The following is a 13628-nucleotide window of genomic DNA, read 5'->3' on the forward strand; positions in this document are numbered from 1 at the left end:
ACCTGTACTACGAACGCTGCGCCTCCGGTGTTCCCAAAGTTGAGCTGATGTGACTCAGCTCCCCGTCGGTAAGCGTGATGTCCAGCGACAACAGCGCCTTGCCGAGGTCTTCCACGGTGGAGGTCTCCGGTTCGAGACCGGCGTGCTCGACGGTGAACCGCGAGCCGACGAGCCGCCGGCTCAGCCCCGGCTCGAGCCGCATCACGACGAGCTGGCGGCTGAACGGCGACCGTTCGTGCGTGGCCACGTAGTAGTTGGCGGCCAGGTAGTCGACCGGCTGCTGCTCGACGTCGTCCTCGAACGCGTGCTGGAGCTCCCACCCGTCCCCTGACCGCTTCTCCAGCACCCAGCGCCGCCCCTCGCGGCGCAGCCGGTGCGGCCAGCCCGCCTGGTCCACGACGGCGCCGTCGGCGAGCGGCATCGGGTGCAGCATCCCGGCGCCGAACCCGACGTCGACGAGCTGGTCGTCGACGATCGACATGAAGTGGGTGCGCGGCCCGGTCTTCACCCGGCTCATGCGCCGCGCGACCGTGTACCCGAGGCGTTCCAGTACGGCCGTGAACAGCAGCTGGTGCTCGTAGCAGTACCCGCCGCGGCCCCGCCGGAGCATCTTGTCCTGGATGTCGCCGAGGTCCAGCGACGGCACACGGCCCAGCATCACGTCGATGTTCTCGAACGGGATGGCGCGCACGTGCGCCTCGTGCAACTCCGTCAACGAGCTCGACGCCGACGCACCCGTGCGCGCGAAGTACGCGTCCAGGTCAACTGATTCCGTCTGCCACACGACGTTCCCCCTGAGATCGATGCCATTCCACCTTTGTCAGCGCGTACTCCACCTCTCCTTGTTCCGCACCGGGCAACGGATCCGGGAAGTCGACGTGAAACGTGCGGACGTACCGCAGCCCGCACTTTTCCATGACGCGTCTCGACGCCGTGTTGACCGCCATCGTGGTCGCGACGACGCGCTGCACTTCGCCGCTGGTGAAACCATGTGCGATCAGGGCTCTGCCGCCCTCGGTGGCGTAGCCGCGGCCCCAGAACTCCCGTCGCAGCCGGTACCCGAGCTCGACGACACCACCGCCGGCGTCGCGGAACTCGAACCAGCCGATGAACCGGCCCGTCGTCTTCTCGACGGCGGCGAGATGCCCGCCTCGCAGGTAGCGCGTCACCGGTGCGGGGTCGAGGTGGCGCATGACCTCGGGGTCGGCGTGCAGGGCCAGCACCGCGGCCTCGTCGGCCTCGGTGAGCGGCCGCAGCGTCAGGTGTTCGGTCTCCACGAGGGCATCGTGGCGACGCTGTCCACCGGATTTACCGCCGCTTCGGCGTGATCGTCTCCAGCACGGTGCCGGCCGCGTCCCTCACCACCACCTTCGCGTCAGGGTGCTCGTCGATCAGCGGGGCGTCGAGCACGAACGTGCCGCCGGCGATGGTGGCGGAGATGCCGGGCGCGCCGGGCACGGTGTAGGTGATCGACGCGACGCGCTCGTCGGTCACGAGCCCGACCGCCGCGAAGGCACCGCTGCCGCCGTGCTGGACGCCCTCCGGTGACGTCGTGGACAGGAAGTCGTGGAAGGCGGCCATCGAGGCGATGGTGCCGCCGCGGATCTCCTTTAAGTCGTCGAGGTCGTAGACGGTGCCGCGCAACGGCGCGTTGGGGGTGTCGAGGCAGTACAGCAGCAGGTCGCCGAAGCGTCCGACGCGCGCGGTGTCGGTGGCGCTGAGCTGGACGCTGAGGGTGTGGGCGAACTGGTCGGCGTCGGGGATCGGCCGGTCGCGCAGGCACTCGCCGAACCTCGTGGCGTCGGGGGTGTCGCGGGCGGCGGGGGGCAGCGGGCGGTCGACGACGGACTCGGACGGTTTCGGCACGCCGCGCAGGACCTGCTGGTGACCGTTGACCAGGGCCCGTGTGCCGGTCTCGGCCCTGAGGAACGCGCTGGGCGCGAGGAAGAGGCCGTCGACGACGGCGGGCGAGGCGCTGTTGCGGCTGGAGTCGGAGATCCTGGTCAGGCTGAGGAACGAGACGTCCGGCGAGACCAGGCCCGCGATCGCGCCGGTGGGGCTGGTGAACAGGACCCGGACCCCGCGCGGGCCGTCCTGGCTGGTGACGGGCTCCGGCGTGGAGACCGTGGTGGTGGTCGCGGTCGTGGCGCAGAAGAACATGCCGGTGGAGGCGGAGAACGCGGTGAGCGCCGTGCCGTTGTTGTGGCTGGTGGCGATGGGGTTCCACTCGGCGGCGGGTGGGTGGCCCTGCGCGGCCGCGACGCAGCGGGCGAGCACGTCCGGGGCGACCGTGCCGCGTTCGACGTGGTTGACCGCGGCACGGTCCTCGCCGGTGAGCTCGCCGTTGTGGGGGTAGGACGGGCCGGCGACCTGGGCGGGCCCCGCGGTGAGGGCCTGGCCCGCGGCCACGGCGCCCGCGGCGAGCAGGACGACCCCGGCGGCGATGAGGACGGCACGGCCGCTGCGCGGCGCGGGACGCAGGCCCTCGGACAGGCGGCGGCGGGCGCGCAGGCGGACGTCGTCGGGCAGGCGGCGGTGTTCGGGCAGCTGGTCGATCACGGGGTGTCCTCGGGGGTCTGGTCGCCGGCGAGGCGGCGCAGGCGGGCGCGGGTGCGGGAGACGCGGGCGCGGACGCTGGACTCGGTGATGCCCAGCAGTGCCGCGGCGTCGGCGGTGGGCATCTCGCCGAGCAGGCACAGCTGGGCGATCTCGCGTTCGGACGCGGGCAGCGCCGCGACGGCGGCCACCACGGCGGCGAGGCGGCGCTGGGCGTCGGTGCGGGCGGCGACCTCGTCGGCGTGGTCGCGTTCGTGCTGCGGGGTCAGCCGCGACACCAGCCGCAGCGCGCGGCGCGAGGCCCGCCACTCGGTGCGGGCCCGGTTGGCCGTCACGGTGTAGAGCCAGGGCAGCGCGGACTCGCGCACCAGTCTGGCGTCGCCGCGTTTGCGCCAGGCCGTCAGGAACGTGGCGGAGAGCAGGTCCTCCGCCTGGGACCAGGAGGCGGTGAGCCGGTAGGCGTAGTTCCACACCGCCTCGGCGTGGCGTTCGAACAGCGCGGTGAACGCCACTCGGGCGGTCCGACCCCCGCGCACTCGGTCGTCTCAGTCATCACACTCCGCCTGGGGCCACCACGCCCCGGTGTGCTGCGTGACCCGCCTCACACTCGTTGGAGGGAGTCCCCCTCGTTCGAGGCACGGATGACAGCGATGGCAAGATCGTGTCCGTGCCGATCGAGCAGCCCGGCAGTGTCGAGCCGGATACCCAGGTGTTCGCGAAGATCCCGTACGAGGAACCGGGAACGGTGACCGTTCCCGCCACGACTCCTGTGCCGCCACCCCCGGCGCCCGTTCCCGCCGCCGTGCAGGCGCCCGTCGCCGCACCCGCCACACCGCCCGGTCAGTCGGCCGCGCAGCCCGCGCAGGCGGCTGTCCAGGCGTCCGCGCCGGCCCGCAAGCCCAAGTCGTTCACCCGGCGGCTCGCCCGCCGGATCCTGGGCCCGACCCTGATGACCAAGAGGTAGTCGCGCACGACCGGGGCGGGTCCGACCGGGTCTAGCGGTCGGGGACCTGCCCCAGCCCTCCGCAGGCCCGGCAGGCGGTCCGGTCCTCGTTGAGCCCGGACCCATGACAACGGCTGCACTCCTTCACGGAAGAGCAGTGTCCGCTTCTACTCCGAGTGGGCGCAGCCGCCAAGCAGGGCGGGTCACGGCAATAATGGGTGACCCCCATCGTTCACGCTCGGTGATCCCAGCGGGGTGGACCGGAGCGTCGTGAAGTCGTCAGCGCGTGCGGCGCCGCCCGTGACGGTGCCGCGCCGCTCGGCGTGCGGGAGTCTCCACCAGCCGGAGCACCCGCGCGGGCACGGATGCGACATCTCGTGCAGCACCAGCCCTTCCGGGCCGGGAACCGGTTGTCGCCACGTCATCGTTCCGGAACCCTGGCACAGCAGGCAGGGCTCGTCCGCGCACTCCACCCCTGGTTGGTACTCCACACCGGACGGTCCCGGCAATCGCTTGATCGAGGGGAGTGTCGCCATGGCGGTCGCGGTGGTCACGGGAGCGGGGTCCGGCATCGGGCGCGCGGTGGCGCGAACCCTGCTGGCGGACGGGTTCCTGGTGGCGCTGGCCGGGCGGCGCGTGGACGCGCTGGCCGAGACCGCGGACGGGTTCGCCGAGTCGGCGCTGGTGGTGCCGGCGGACGTGTCGCGAGAGGACTCCGTCGTGGCGCTGTTCGACGCGGTGGTGGCGCGCTGGGGCCGGGTGGACGTGCTGTTCAACAACGCCGGGACGAACGTGGCGCCCACGCCGGTGGAGGAGTTCGGACTCGACGCGTGGGAGAAGGTCGTCGGGGTGAACCTGACGGGCGCGTTCCTGTGCGCCCGCGAGGCTTTCCGCGTGATGAAGGCCCGCGGTGGCGGCCGGATCATCAACAACGGGTCGGTGTCCGCGTCGGTGCCGCGCCCGCACGCGGTGGCCTACAACGCGACGAAGCACGCGATGACCGGGCTGACGAAGTCGTTGGCGCTGGAGGGCCGCGCGCACGGCATCGCGTGCGGGCAGATCGACATCGGCAACGCCGCCACGGCCCTGACCGAGCGGATCGGTCAGGGCGCGCTGCAGGCGGACTTCGAGGTGGCGCCGGAGCCGACGTTCGACGTGCGGCACGTCGCGGACGCGGTGCTGTACCAGGCGCGGTTGCCGCTGGACGCGAACGTGCAGTTCATGACGGTGATGGCCACGACGATGCCCTACATCGGCAGGGGCTGAGCCTGGTAGAGGCCGCCGCCGCGTTCGAGCAGGGCGAGGTCGACGAGGTAGCGGCGCACGGTGACGTGGTCGACCTCTCCCCCGTCGCACCACGCCTTGAGCCGTTCGTTGACCTCGCTCTCCTCGTAGTACGTGCGCGGCACGAACGCCTGCGACGCGACGTGTTCGAGGATCTTGCGGCGCCGTTCGTGGGAGACGGGCAGCGAGACGAGCTTGTCGCCGCGCACGAACGGCGCGAGGCCGTCTGCGGGCATCGGGTCGGTGAGCGTGGCGGCGAGTGGTGTGAGGTCGGCGGGCCGGGCGGGGTCGCCTTCGACCAGCCCGGCCTCGCGGAGCTTGCGCAGCGCGGTGGCGGCGTCCTTGGCCTTGAGGCCGGAGGCGGCGGCGACGTCGGCGAGCGTTGCCGCGCCGAGGACGACGGCGGCGAACGCCCGCAGCCTCGCCGGTTCGGCCAGCGCGCGCACGACGGAGTCCGGAGTGGTCATGCCTGCGAACCTAACGCCGCCGTCCACCCGTTTACCGCGACGGTGCGCCCTGCCAGTCGCTCATCGGCCGACCAGCCCTTCGGCCATGACGTCGGCCAGGTAGGCGTCGAGGTCGGGCTCGGCCGGATTCAGGACGTGCCGCACCCAGGCGCCGCGTTCGTGCTCCAGCGGCGGCAGCTCCCACACGCAGCCGATGAGGTCTTTGGGGATGACGCCGAAGCGGGTGAGGTCGGGATCGGCCGAGCCGAGGAACGGCTGGTCGCCGGACACGGCGGTGCGGCAGTGCAGGACGTTGTCCCAGACCCAGTTGTAGGCGTTGAGGTACATGCCCGCGGCGCTGCGGTGCAGGACGGTGACCGTGGCCGGCGGGGTGGGGTCCTCGAAGTCCGGGTAGATCGTGGGCAGGAACGCGTAGGCGGCGTCGCGGACGTCGTCGGTGATCTCCAGCCCGGGGGTGACGACCTCGTACCGTTTGACGTGTCTGCCCGCGATGACCAGCGGTTCCTTGACCGCCAGCTGCTTCTCGTAGAAAGCCATGTGTCGAACGTATGAGCTATCACTGACATCCTGTGTCAGTGTGTCCGGGTGCGTGCGAGCCGGCTTGTCTCCTTGCTCCTGTTGTTGCAGTCGAGGGGGCGGATGACCGCGCAGGCGCTCGCCGCCGAGCTGGAGGTGTCGGTCCGCACGATCTACCGCGATGTCGAGTCGCTGCACGCGTCGGGTGTGCCGCTGTACGGGGACGCGGGCCCGGCGGGCGGCTACCAGCTGCTCGACGGTTATCGCACGAGGCTGACGGGCCTGACCGAGCAGGAGGCGGAGTCGCTGTTCCTGGCGGGCCTGCCGGGTGCGGCGGCCGATCTGGGGCTGGGTGACGCGGTGGCGGCGGCGCAGCTGAAGCTGATGGCGGCGTTGCCGTCGCCGATGCGGGACAGGGCGGCGCGGATGGCGGAGCGGTTCCACCTGGACGCGCCGTCGTGGTACTCCGACCCGGAGCGGTCGCCGTTGCTGTCGGTGGTGGCGGACGCGGTGTGGCGGGAGCGGCTGCTGGAGGTCCGCTACCGGCGCTGGCAGGCGCCGGAGGAGGTCACGCGGGTGCTGCGGCCGCTGGGGCTGGTGCTCAAGGCGGGCCGCTGGTACCTGGTGGCGTCGGGGTCGTCGGAGCGGATCTCGACCTACCGGGTGGCGCAGATCCGGGAGGCGTCGGTGGTGGACGAGCCGTTCGAGCGGCCGGCGGGGTTCGACCTGGCGGCGCACTGGGCGGCGTCGCTGGAGGACTTCCAGTCGCGGCAGTACACCGGGGAGGCGGTGGTGCGGCTGACGCCGCGGGGGTTCGAGTCGTTCTCGTCGTACGTGCTGCCCGCGGTGGCGCGGGCGGCGGAGCGGTCCGCTGTGGACGACGGCGGGTGGGTGCGGGTGACGATCCCGATCGAGTCGGTCGGGCACGCGACGGGGATGTTGCTGCGCATGGGCGGCGAGGTGGAGGTGCTGGAGCCGGAGGAGCTGCGGGCGAGCGTCACGTCGGTGGTGCGGGAGCTGGCGTCGCGCTACCTGGGGTCCCCTGTGGAGGGTTCACCCCGGGCGTGACAGTTCCCGGTCGTGCCACCGCCTCAGCGTCAGCTGCGCGCAGATGGCCCCGAGCAGTGCCATGAACATGTCCCACTGCGTGTCCCACACGTCTCCCTGGGTGCCGAGGAAGTCCTCCGCCCCGGAGCCGCCGAGCACCGCCGCCGCCCACTCCAGCAGTTCGTAGGTCGCGCTGAACGCCAGGCACACGCTCGTCACGAGCACGAACAGCCATCCGCCCGGCCGCAGCGGTGTGCGCCGCAGCAGCAGTTCGCGTGCCAGGACGGCGGGCACGAAGCCCTGGACGAAGTGGCCGAGGCGGTCGTAGTGGTTGCGGGCCAGGTCGAACCAGTCCTGCGCCCAGAACCCGAGGGGCACGCGGGCGTAGGTGTAGTGGCCGCCGAGGATCAGCACGAGCGCGTGCAGGAACAGCAGCCGGTACAGCAGCGGTGTGAGCGGGAAGCGGCGGCGGGTGGCGAGCAGGACGGCCGCGCCGATCACGACGGGGCCGGTCTCGAGCAGCCAGGTGGCGCGGTCGTGCGGGCCGATGCCGGAGGCGACCAGTGCGACCGCGGTCAGGGCGAGCAGGACGAGCGGTTCGGTGCCGCGCTGGGACGGGCTCACGCGTCCAGGGTGCCCGTCTGCAGGAGCGCGCGTGCGCGCCGGGCGGCGGTCTCCATCAGCGCGGTGAGCTCGGCGGTGTCGAACCCCGGCGGCGGATCGACCGCGAGCACCACAGGTGTGGTGGTCGGCAGGGTGGGTCGTTCAGGCAGCTGACCTGCGGGTTCGCCGGAAACCACCACAGGTGTTCTGGTGCCGACGGGGCCGGCGACGCGGTCTGTGAGCGCGGCGAGGAGGTCCTGTTCGGGTTTTCCCCTGAGCAGCAGCAGGACGAACGGGTCGGCGTCGAGCAGCCAGCCGACCTGGAAGGCGAGCGCGGCGGCGTGGCGGCACGGCAGCTCCCAGCCGTCGCAGTCGCAGTCGGGTTCGAGGTCGCCGATGCCGGGCAGCAGGTCCACTCCGGACTCCTGCGCGGCAGCGACGAGGTCGCGCGGCATGTCGTTGTCCAGCAACGCGGCGATGTGGTCGGTCTGCTCGGCGACGCGGTCGAGGAACCGTTCCCATTGGACGTCGGTGAGGACGGGGACGGCCACGACGGTGTCGTGGACGGTGTCGTCGTCGTGGACCTGGGCGTGCAGGCGGCCGGGGCTGACGGTGACGGGGCCGACGACGCCGGCGTGGGCGTAGCGGCGACCGAGGCGGACCAGGGAGGTGTCGAGGGCGGTGTCCTCGAGGGCCTTGACCCACGCCTTGCCCCACCAGGTGGTGGCGACGCGGCGTTTCATCTTGGGGAACGCGGCGAACCCGCGTGCGGTCATCAGGTGCTCCTGAGTCGGACGAGGTCGGCGAGCTCGGCGTCGGTGAGCTCGGTGAGGGCGGCTTCTCCCCCGTGCAGGACGGCGTCGGCGAGGTCGCGCTTGTCCTGCAGCAGGGCGGCGACGCGTTCTTCGACGGTGCCTTCGGTGACGAGCTTGTGGACCTGGACGGGCCGGGTCTGGCCGAGGCGGTGGGCGCGGTCGGTGGCCTGGTCCTCGACGGCGGGGTTCCACCAGCGGTCGAAGTGGACGACGTGGTCGGCCCTGGTGAGGTTGAGGCCGGTGCCGGCGGCTTTGAGGGAGAGCAGGAAGACGGGGGCGCGGCCGGACTGGAAGTCGTCGACCATCCGCTCGCGCTGAGCCACGGGGGTGCCGCCGTGCAGGAACAGCGCGGGGTGGGTCATGCGCTGGTGCAGCAGGCGGGCCATGGCGACGTACTGGGTGAAGATCAGCACGGAGCCGTCCTCGGCGAGGATGGTGGCGAGCAGCTCGTCGAGCAGGTCGAGCTTGCCGGAGCCGCCCCGCAGGGTGTCGTGGCCGAGGTAGTGCGACGGGTGGTTGCAGATCTGCTTGAGGCCGGTGAGCAGCGCGAGCACGAGGCCGCGGCGGGCCATGCCGCCGGTGCCGGCGATGCGGTCGAGGGTCTCCCTGGTGAGCGCCTCGTAGAGGGCTGCCTGTTCGACCGACAGCGACACGTACCGGTCGGTCTCGGTCTTGGCGGGCAGTTCGGGGGCGACGCCGGGGTCGGTCTTGCGGCGGCGCAGCAGGAACGGCCGCACGGCCTTGGTGAGGGTGTCGTCGGGGACGGGCCAGCGGGTGCGGAACGCGCGGTGCGTGCCGAGCAGGCCGGGGGTCGTCCAGTCCAGGATGGACCACAGCTCCGACAGCGAGTTCTCCACCGGGGTGCCGGAGAGGGCGACCCTGGCGGCGGCGGGGATGGAGCGCAGGGCCTTGGCGGTGCCGGAGTGCGGGTTCTTGACGTGCTGGGCCTCGTCGGCGACGACCATGCCCCAGTCGTGGCCGCGCAGCGCCTCGGCGTCCAGGCGCATGGTGCCGTAGGTGGTGAGCACGACGCCGCTGCCGGGGAGGGTCCGGTGTGGACCGTGGTAGCGGGTGACGGGGGTGCCGGGGGCGAAGCGGCGGATCTCGCGTTCCCAGTTGCCGAGCAGGGAGGCGGGGCAGACCACGAGCGTGGGGTGCGGGTGGTCGCGGTGCAGGTGCAGGGCGATGAGCGTGATGGTCTTGCCCAGGCCCATGTCGTCGGCGAGGCAGGCGCCCAGGCCGAGGCCGGTGAGGTGGGCGAGCCAGCGCAGGCCGTGCAGCTGGTAGTCGCGCAGGGTCGCCCGCAGGGCGGCGGGCTGGGGGATGCCGGGGATGGTGGTGACGGTGGCGGTGAGGTCGTGCGGCAGGACCTCGACGGGTTCGCCGCCGATGATCGCGGTGCCGGTGAGCGCGGCGGTGAGGGCTTGGACGGCGGTGACGGGTTCGAGCTGCCGGCGGACTTTGACGCGCAGCCGGGGGTCGACGAGGACCCACTGGTCGCGCAGCCGCACGACGGGCCGGGTGGCTTCGGCGACGAGGTCCATCTCCTGGTCGGTGAGGGTGTCGTCGCCGAGCGCGAGCCGCCAGCGGAACGTGAGCAGGTCGTCGGCGCCGAAGTGGCCGCTGTGCTCGCCGAGGGCGGCTTTGGCGGTGAGGCCGGTGGTGACCTCGCGCGGCCAGTGGACCTCGATGCCGGTGCCGAGCAGCTCGGCGACCTCGTCGTCGGTGAGGTCGGACCGGTCGAGCAGGCGTCGCAGGGGCGGCCAGCCGAGGCGGGCGATGGCGCGGACGGCGTCGAGCTCGCGGCCGGAGCCGCGCACGTCGCGCGGGTGGGCGTCGGTGACGTCGCGGACCTGCAGGGTGCCGCGGAACCGCAGGTCCTCGGTGGTCTCGACGCGCACGGAGAGGGTGAGCTGCTCGTCGGCCCACTGCGCCAGCTCGGGCACGTCGTGCACGCGCCTGCTCGCGAACGGGCCGTCACCGCCTGTCCTGGGCAGTGCGTCGGCGACGGCGTCGAGGAACGCGCGCAGCTCGTCGTAGTCGCCGTGGACGGCGAGGCGCCGCAGGTGCAGCTCGTCGGCGTGGTCGAGCGGCCCGGCGCGCCAGGTGTCGTGGCCACCCGCGGTGACGCCGGGCACGAGCCGGCCGCGGGCGACGAGGGTCAGGGCGGTGGCGGCGGCCACGCCCCAGTAGTCGTCGCGCCGCAGCACGTCGGGAAGGGCGTCGAGCAGGGGTTTTCCGTGGAGCTGGCCGAGTCTGGGCGGGTCGGCGGGCGCGAACATACTATGTACCGTACACCATACGGTACGGTAGGGTGGAGTGATGGTCGAACACACGGGCAGCGGTGACCCGGCGCGGACGCTGGCGTTGCTGTGGCGCACGCAGGAGCGCGCCAGCCGCAAGGGCAAGCCGGACCTGAGCGTGGACCGCATCGTGCGGGCCGGCATCGAGCTGGCCGACGCCGACGGCCTCAAGGCGCTGTCGATGCGGCGCGTGGCCGAGGTGCTGGGCGTGGGGACGATGTCGCTCTACACCTACGTGCCGGGCAAGGGCGAGCTGGTCGACGTCATGGTCGACACCGTGCAGGCGGCGACCGGCAGGCAACCGGCCGACGGCTGGCGGGCGCACCTGACGTACGTGGCGCGGGAGAACCTGGAGCTGTACCGGCGGCACCCGTGGCTGCTGCAGGTGGCGCCGTCGCGCACGGTGCTGGGCCCGCAGGTGGCGGCGAAGTACGACTTCGAGCTGCGCGGCCTGGAGGGCATCGGCCTGTCGGACGTGGAGATGGACTCGGTGCTGAACCTGGTGCTCGGGCACGTGCAGCACGCGGCACGGGGCCTGACCGCGGCGGCGGTCACCGAGAAGGAGACGGGCTTGACCGACCAGCAGTGGTGGGACGCGGCGGCGCCGGTGCTGATGACGGTGTTCGACCCCGCCCGCTTCCCGGTGGCCGCGCGGGTCGGCGGCGCGGTCGGCGAGGCGCACCACAGCGCGTTCAGCCCGGAGCACTCGTTCGAGTTCGGGCTGGAGATGATCCTGGACGGCGTGGAACGCCTGGTGAGGTCACGCGAGTAGTTACAGCCGGGTGACACCTGCCGCGATGCGACCTCATTTCGCACGTGGTGTCCTCCGGGTGCCTACAGTTACGCCACGCCGATCAACTCGCCTCCGGGAGGGCCGCTCGTGGTGATCGACTCGCAGCCCCGGCAGGCGCTGGTGCGCCGGGTGACCGGTCTGGCGCGGTCGACGCCGGGACGGCTGGGTCTGCTGGTCGTGGTGCTGGTCGTGGCGAGCGTGGCGAGCGGGCTGCTGTCGACGTGGAGCGTGAACCGGCAGGAGCTGGCGCTGCAGGAGCTGGCGACGCGGTCCGAGCCGCTCGCGCACGCGGCGCAGGAGGTCTACCGGGCGTTGCAGGACGCCGACGCCACGGCGGCCAGCGCGTTCCTCGCGGGCGGGCTGGAACCGCGGGAGCTGCGGGAGCGCTACGAGGCCGACATCGCGCAGGCGCAGGCGGCGCTGTCGGTGGCGACGGCCTCCTCCCCCGACCTGACGGCGACGCTGTCGGCGCAGCTGCCGGTCTACACGGGCCTGGTGGAGACGGCGCGGACGAACAACCGGCAGGGCTTCCCGGTCGGGGCGGCGTACCTGCGGGAGGCGTCGGGGCTGATGCGCACGCAGCTGCTGCCCGCGGCGCGGGAGCTGTACCGGTCGGAGACCGACCGGGTGGCCCGCGCGCAGGACGATGCGGAGTTCCCGCTGGTGCCGGTGCTGGTGGCGGCGGCGTTCGTGCTGGCGCTGGTGGCGGCGCAGCGGTACCTGACGCGCATCACCAACCGGCTGCTCAACGTCGGCCTGCTGGTCGCCACGGGCGCGGCGCTGTTGTCGCTGCTGTGGGTGACGACGGTGTCGGTGCTGGTGATGAACGACGTGTCGGACTCGCGCACGGCCTCGTCGAAGGCCGACGTGCTGGCGCAGGCGCGGATCGCGACGCTCACCGCGCGCGGCGAGGAGACGCTGACGCTGGTCGCCCGCGGCTCCGGGCAGGCGTACGAGAAGAACTTCGTCGAGGTGTCGGGGCGGTTGCGGGAGCTGCTGGAGCAGGCGGGACGGCTGGACCCGTCCCAGGCGGTGGCCTCGGCGACGGAGAACTTCCGGCAGTGGCAGCAGGTGCACCAGCGCATCCGCGAGGCCGACGACGCGGGCCGCTACGCCGAGGCCGTGGGCCTGATCGGCAACCCGCACTTCGACTCGCTGGACCGGGACCTGGTGCGGGCGATCGGCGAGGCGAGGCAGGACTTCAGCGACGAGGTGGCGGTGGCGCGGGCGTCACTGGCGGGCACGGTGGTGGGGGTGCTGGTGCTGGCGGTGATCGGCGCGGCGGGCGCGGCGATGGGGTTGTGGCAGCGGCTCAAGGAGTACCGGTGAGGCGGCGGCTGGCGCTGGCGGCGGTGCTGCTGGCCGGGGCGTGCTCGGCGGGGCCCGCGCCGAGCGAGGTGGTGCCGCGCAGCGTCGCCGCACCGCAGCCGGCGGGCGCGAGCACCGTGACGGCGGCGCCGGGCAGCGCGGCGAACCCGGAGCCCGGCTGCGACGCGACGGCGAGCCTGCGGCCCGGCCCGCTGCCGCCGGCGGGGCAGATGCCCGCGGGGTCGACGATGGAGAAGATCCTGCAGCGCGGCCGGCTGATCGCCGGGGTGGACCAGAACTCGTACCTGATGGGGTTCCGCAACTCGTTCACCGGCGAGATCGAGGGGTTCGACGTCGACGTGGCCCGCCAGATCGCCAAGGCGCTGTTCGGCGACGAGTCGAAGGTGCAGTTCCGGGTCGTCACCTCGGCGGAACGGATCCCGATGCTGCGCAGCGGCGCCGTGGACGTCGTGGTGCGCACGATGACGATCAACTGCGACCGGCTGCGCGACGTGGACTTCTCGCAGGTCTACTACGAGGCCGGGCAGCGGGTGCTGGTGCGCCGCGACTCCGGCATCACCGGTGTCGAGGACCTGGCGGACCGCAGCGTGTGCTCGGCGTCGGGGTCGACGTCGCTGGGCAACGTCGTGGACAGGGCGAAGACGACGGTGAGCGTGCCGAACTGGACCGACTGCCTGGTGATGCTGCAGCAGGGGCAGGTGGACGCGATCTCCACCGATGACACGATCCTCGCGGGCCTGGCGGCGCAGGACCCGTACACCGAGGTCGTGGGCGCCCGGTTCACCGAGGAGCCCTACGGGGTGGGCATCCCGAAGGGGCAGGAGGACCTGGTGCGCTTCGTCAACGGCGTGCTGGAGCGGATGCGCGCGGACGGGACGTGGCGCGGCACCTACGACCGGTGGCTGGGCAGGCTGGGCCCCGCACCGGCACCGCCCGCCGGTCGTTACCGGGACTAGGCGCCGAAAGGGGGAT

Annotated in this window: 15 protein-coding genes; 6 read left to right on the forward strand and 9 right to left on the reverse strand. The window is 72.6% G+C overall.

The window, feature by feature from the left end:
- Window positions 1-7: 7 nt before the first annotated feature.
- From BLT23_RS24710 to BLT23_RS24725, 4 genes are read right to left on the reverse strand one after another with little or no spacing between them, the layout of a single operon-like run.
- A complete protein-coding gene (locus BLT23_RS24710; RefSeq protein WP_245744142.1) occupies window positions 8-784 on the reverse strand; it encodes an arylamine N-acetyltransferase family protein in 777 nt (258 codons plus the stop codon).
- Window positions 762-1277 carry a GNAT family N-acetyltransferase gene (locus tag BLT23_RS24715; protein ID WP_090052620.1) on the reverse strand — a complete coding sequence of 172 codons (516 nt, stop codon included), beginning with the start codon at window positions 1275-1277 and terminating at the stop codon, window positions 762-764. Before BLT23_RS24715 ends, BLT23_RS24710 begins: the two co-directional genes overlap by 23 nt.
- 31 nt (window positions 1278-1308) lie before the next feature.
- The gene (locus tag BLT23_RS24720; protein WP_090052622.1) at window positions 1309-2559 is read right to left on the reverse strand and encodes a hypothetical protein; all 1251 of its coding nucleotides are present in this window, start codon (window positions 2557-2559) and stop codon (window positions 1309-1311) included.
- Entirely contained in the window at window positions 2556-3092 is a 537-nt protein-coding gene (locus tag BLT23_RS24725; RefSeq protein WP_090052624.1) for an RNA polymerase sigma factor, read from the reverse strand. The genes BLT23_RS24720 and BLT23_RS24725 overlap by 4 nt, the downstream gene beginning before the upstream one ends.
- 131 nt (window positions 3093-3223) lie before the next feature.
- Between BLT23_RS24725 and BLT23_RS40930 the strand changes: the two genes are divergently transcribed.
- Together BLT23_RS40930 and BLT23_RS24735 are read left to right on the forward strand one after the other, a co-directional pair.
- Entirely contained in the window at window positions 3224-3520 is a 297-nt protein-coding gene (locus BLT23_RS40930) for a hypothetical protein (RefSeq protein WP_176946904.1), read from the forward strand.
- A 513-nt stretch (window positions 3521-4033) separates the two neighbouring features.
- Entirely contained in the window at window positions 4034-4765 is a 732-nt protein-coding gene (locus BLT23_RS24735) for an SDR family oxidoreductase (protein WP_090052627.1), read from the forward strand.
- Here the strand turns inward: BLT23_RS24735 and BLT23_RS24740 are convergent.
- Both BLT23_RS24740 and BLT23_RS24745 read right to left on the reverse strand, forming a co-directional pair.
- Window positions 4747-5250, reverse strand: a complete 504-nt coding sequence (locus tag BLT23_RS24740) for a DUF2087 domain-containing protein (RefSeq protein WP_090052629.1) — start codon at window positions 5248-5250, stop codon at window positions 4747-4749. The genes BLT23_RS24735 and BLT23_RS24740 overlap by 19 nt on opposite strands.
- A 60-nt stretch (window positions 5251-5310) precedes the next feature.
- The gene (locus BLT23_RS24745) at window positions 5311-5787 is read right to left on the reverse strand and encodes a hypothetical protein (RefSeq protein ID WP_090052630.1); all 477 of its coding nucleotides are present in this window, start codon (window positions 5785-5787) and stop codon (window positions 5311-5313) included.
- A gap of 48 nt (window positions 5788-5835) precedes the next feature.
- On the opposite strand from BLT23_RS24745, the gene BLT23_RS24750 reads away from it, so the two are divergent.
- Window positions 5836-6834: a helix-turn-helix transcriptional regulator gene (locus tag BLT23_RS24750; protein WP_090052632.1), complete on the forward strand. Its 999-nt coding sequence runs from the start codon at window positions 5836-5838 to the stop codon at window positions 6832-6834.
- Here the strand turns inward: BLT23_RS24750 and BLT23_RS24755 are convergent.
- Genes BLT23_RS24755 through BLT23_RS24765 form a run of 3 tightly spaced genes read right to left on the reverse strand, consistent with a single transcriptional unit; the run spans window position 6820 to window position 10513 of the window.
- Complete coding sequence (locus tag BLT23_RS24755; protein ID WP_176946905.1) at window positions 6820-7437, reverse strand: DUF2238 domain-containing protein; 618 nt, start codon at window positions 7435-7437, stop codon at window positions 6820-6822. The two genes, BLT23_RS24750 and BLT23_RS24755, sit on opposite strands and share 15 nt — an antisense overlap.
- Entirely contained in the window at window positions 7434-8192 is a 759-nt protein-coding gene (locus BLT23_RS24760; protein ID WP_090052634.1) for an SWIM zinc finger family protein, read from the reverse strand. The genes BLT23_RS24755 and BLT23_RS24760 overlap by 4 nt, the downstream gene beginning before the upstream one ends.
- Window positions 8192-10513, reverse strand: coding sequence for a DEAD/DEAH box helicase (locus tag BLT23_RS24765; RefSeq protein WP_090052636.1), 2322 nt, complete (start codon window positions 10511-10513; stop codon window positions 8192-8194). Before BLT23_RS24765 ends, BLT23_RS24760 begins: the two co-directional genes overlap by 1 nt.
- A gap of 40 nt (window positions 10514-10553) precedes the next feature.
- Here BLT23_RS24765 and BLT23_RS24770 point away from each other — a divergent pair, with 40 nt between their 5' ends.
- From BLT23_RS24770 to BLT23_RS24780, 3 genes are all read left to right on the forward strand, one after another.
- The gene (locus tag BLT23_RS24770; RefSeq protein ID WP_090052638.1) at window positions 10554-11306 is read left to right on the forward strand and encodes a TetR/AcrR family transcriptional regulator C-terminal domain-containing protein; all 753 of its coding nucleotides are present in this window, start codon (window positions 10554-10556) and stop codon (window positions 11304-11306) included.
- A 108-nt stretch (window positions 11307-11414) separates the two neighbouring features.
- A complete protein-coding gene (locus tag BLT23_RS40935) occupies window positions 11415-12656 on the forward strand; it encodes a hypothetical protein (protein WP_245744143.1) in 1242 nt (413 codons plus the stop codon).
- Entirely contained in the window at window positions 12653-13612 is a 960-nt protein-coding gene (locus BLT23_RS24780) for a glutamate ABC transporter substrate-binding protein (protein WP_090052640.1), read from the forward strand. Before BLT23_RS40935 ends, BLT23_RS24780 begins: the two co-directional genes overlap by 4 nt.
- Window positions 13613-13628 lie beyond the last annotated feature (16 nt).

It is taken from the genome of Lentzea fradiae (assembly GCF_900100955.1).
Classification (GTDB): Bacteria; Actinomycetota; Actinomycetes; order Mycobacteriales; family Pseudonocardiaceae; genus Lentzea; species Lentzea fradiae.

What these genes read in the sequence shown, in the direction of transcription:
- BLT23_RS24735 (WP_090052627.1), top strand. Translation starts at nt 4,034, where the DNA reads ATGGCGGTCGCGGTGGTCACGGGAGCGGGGTCCGGCATCGGGCGCGCG.
- BLT23_RS24740 (WP_090052629.1), bottom strand. Translation starts at nt 5,250, where the DNA reads ATGACCACTCCGGACTCCGTCGTGCGCGCGCTGGCCGAACCGGCGAGG.
- BLT23_RS24745 (WP_090052630.1), bottom strand. Translation starts at nt 5,787, where the DNA reads ATGGCTTTCTACGAGAAGCAGCTGGCGGTCAAGGAACCGCTGGTCATC.
- BLT23_RS24760 (WP_090052634.1), bottom strand. Translation starts at nt 8,192, where the DNA reads ATGACCGCACGCGGGTTCGCCGCGTTCCCCAAGATGAAACGCCGCGTC.
- BLT23_RS24765 (WP_090052636.1), bottom strand. Translation starts at nt 10,513, where the DNA reads ATGTTCGCGCCCGCCGACCCGCCCAGACTCGGCCAGCTCCACGGAAAA.
- BLT23_RS24770 (WP_090052638.1), top strand. Translation starts at nt 10,554, where the DNA reads ATGGTCGAACACACGGGCAGCGGTGACCCGGCGCGGACGCTGGCGTTG.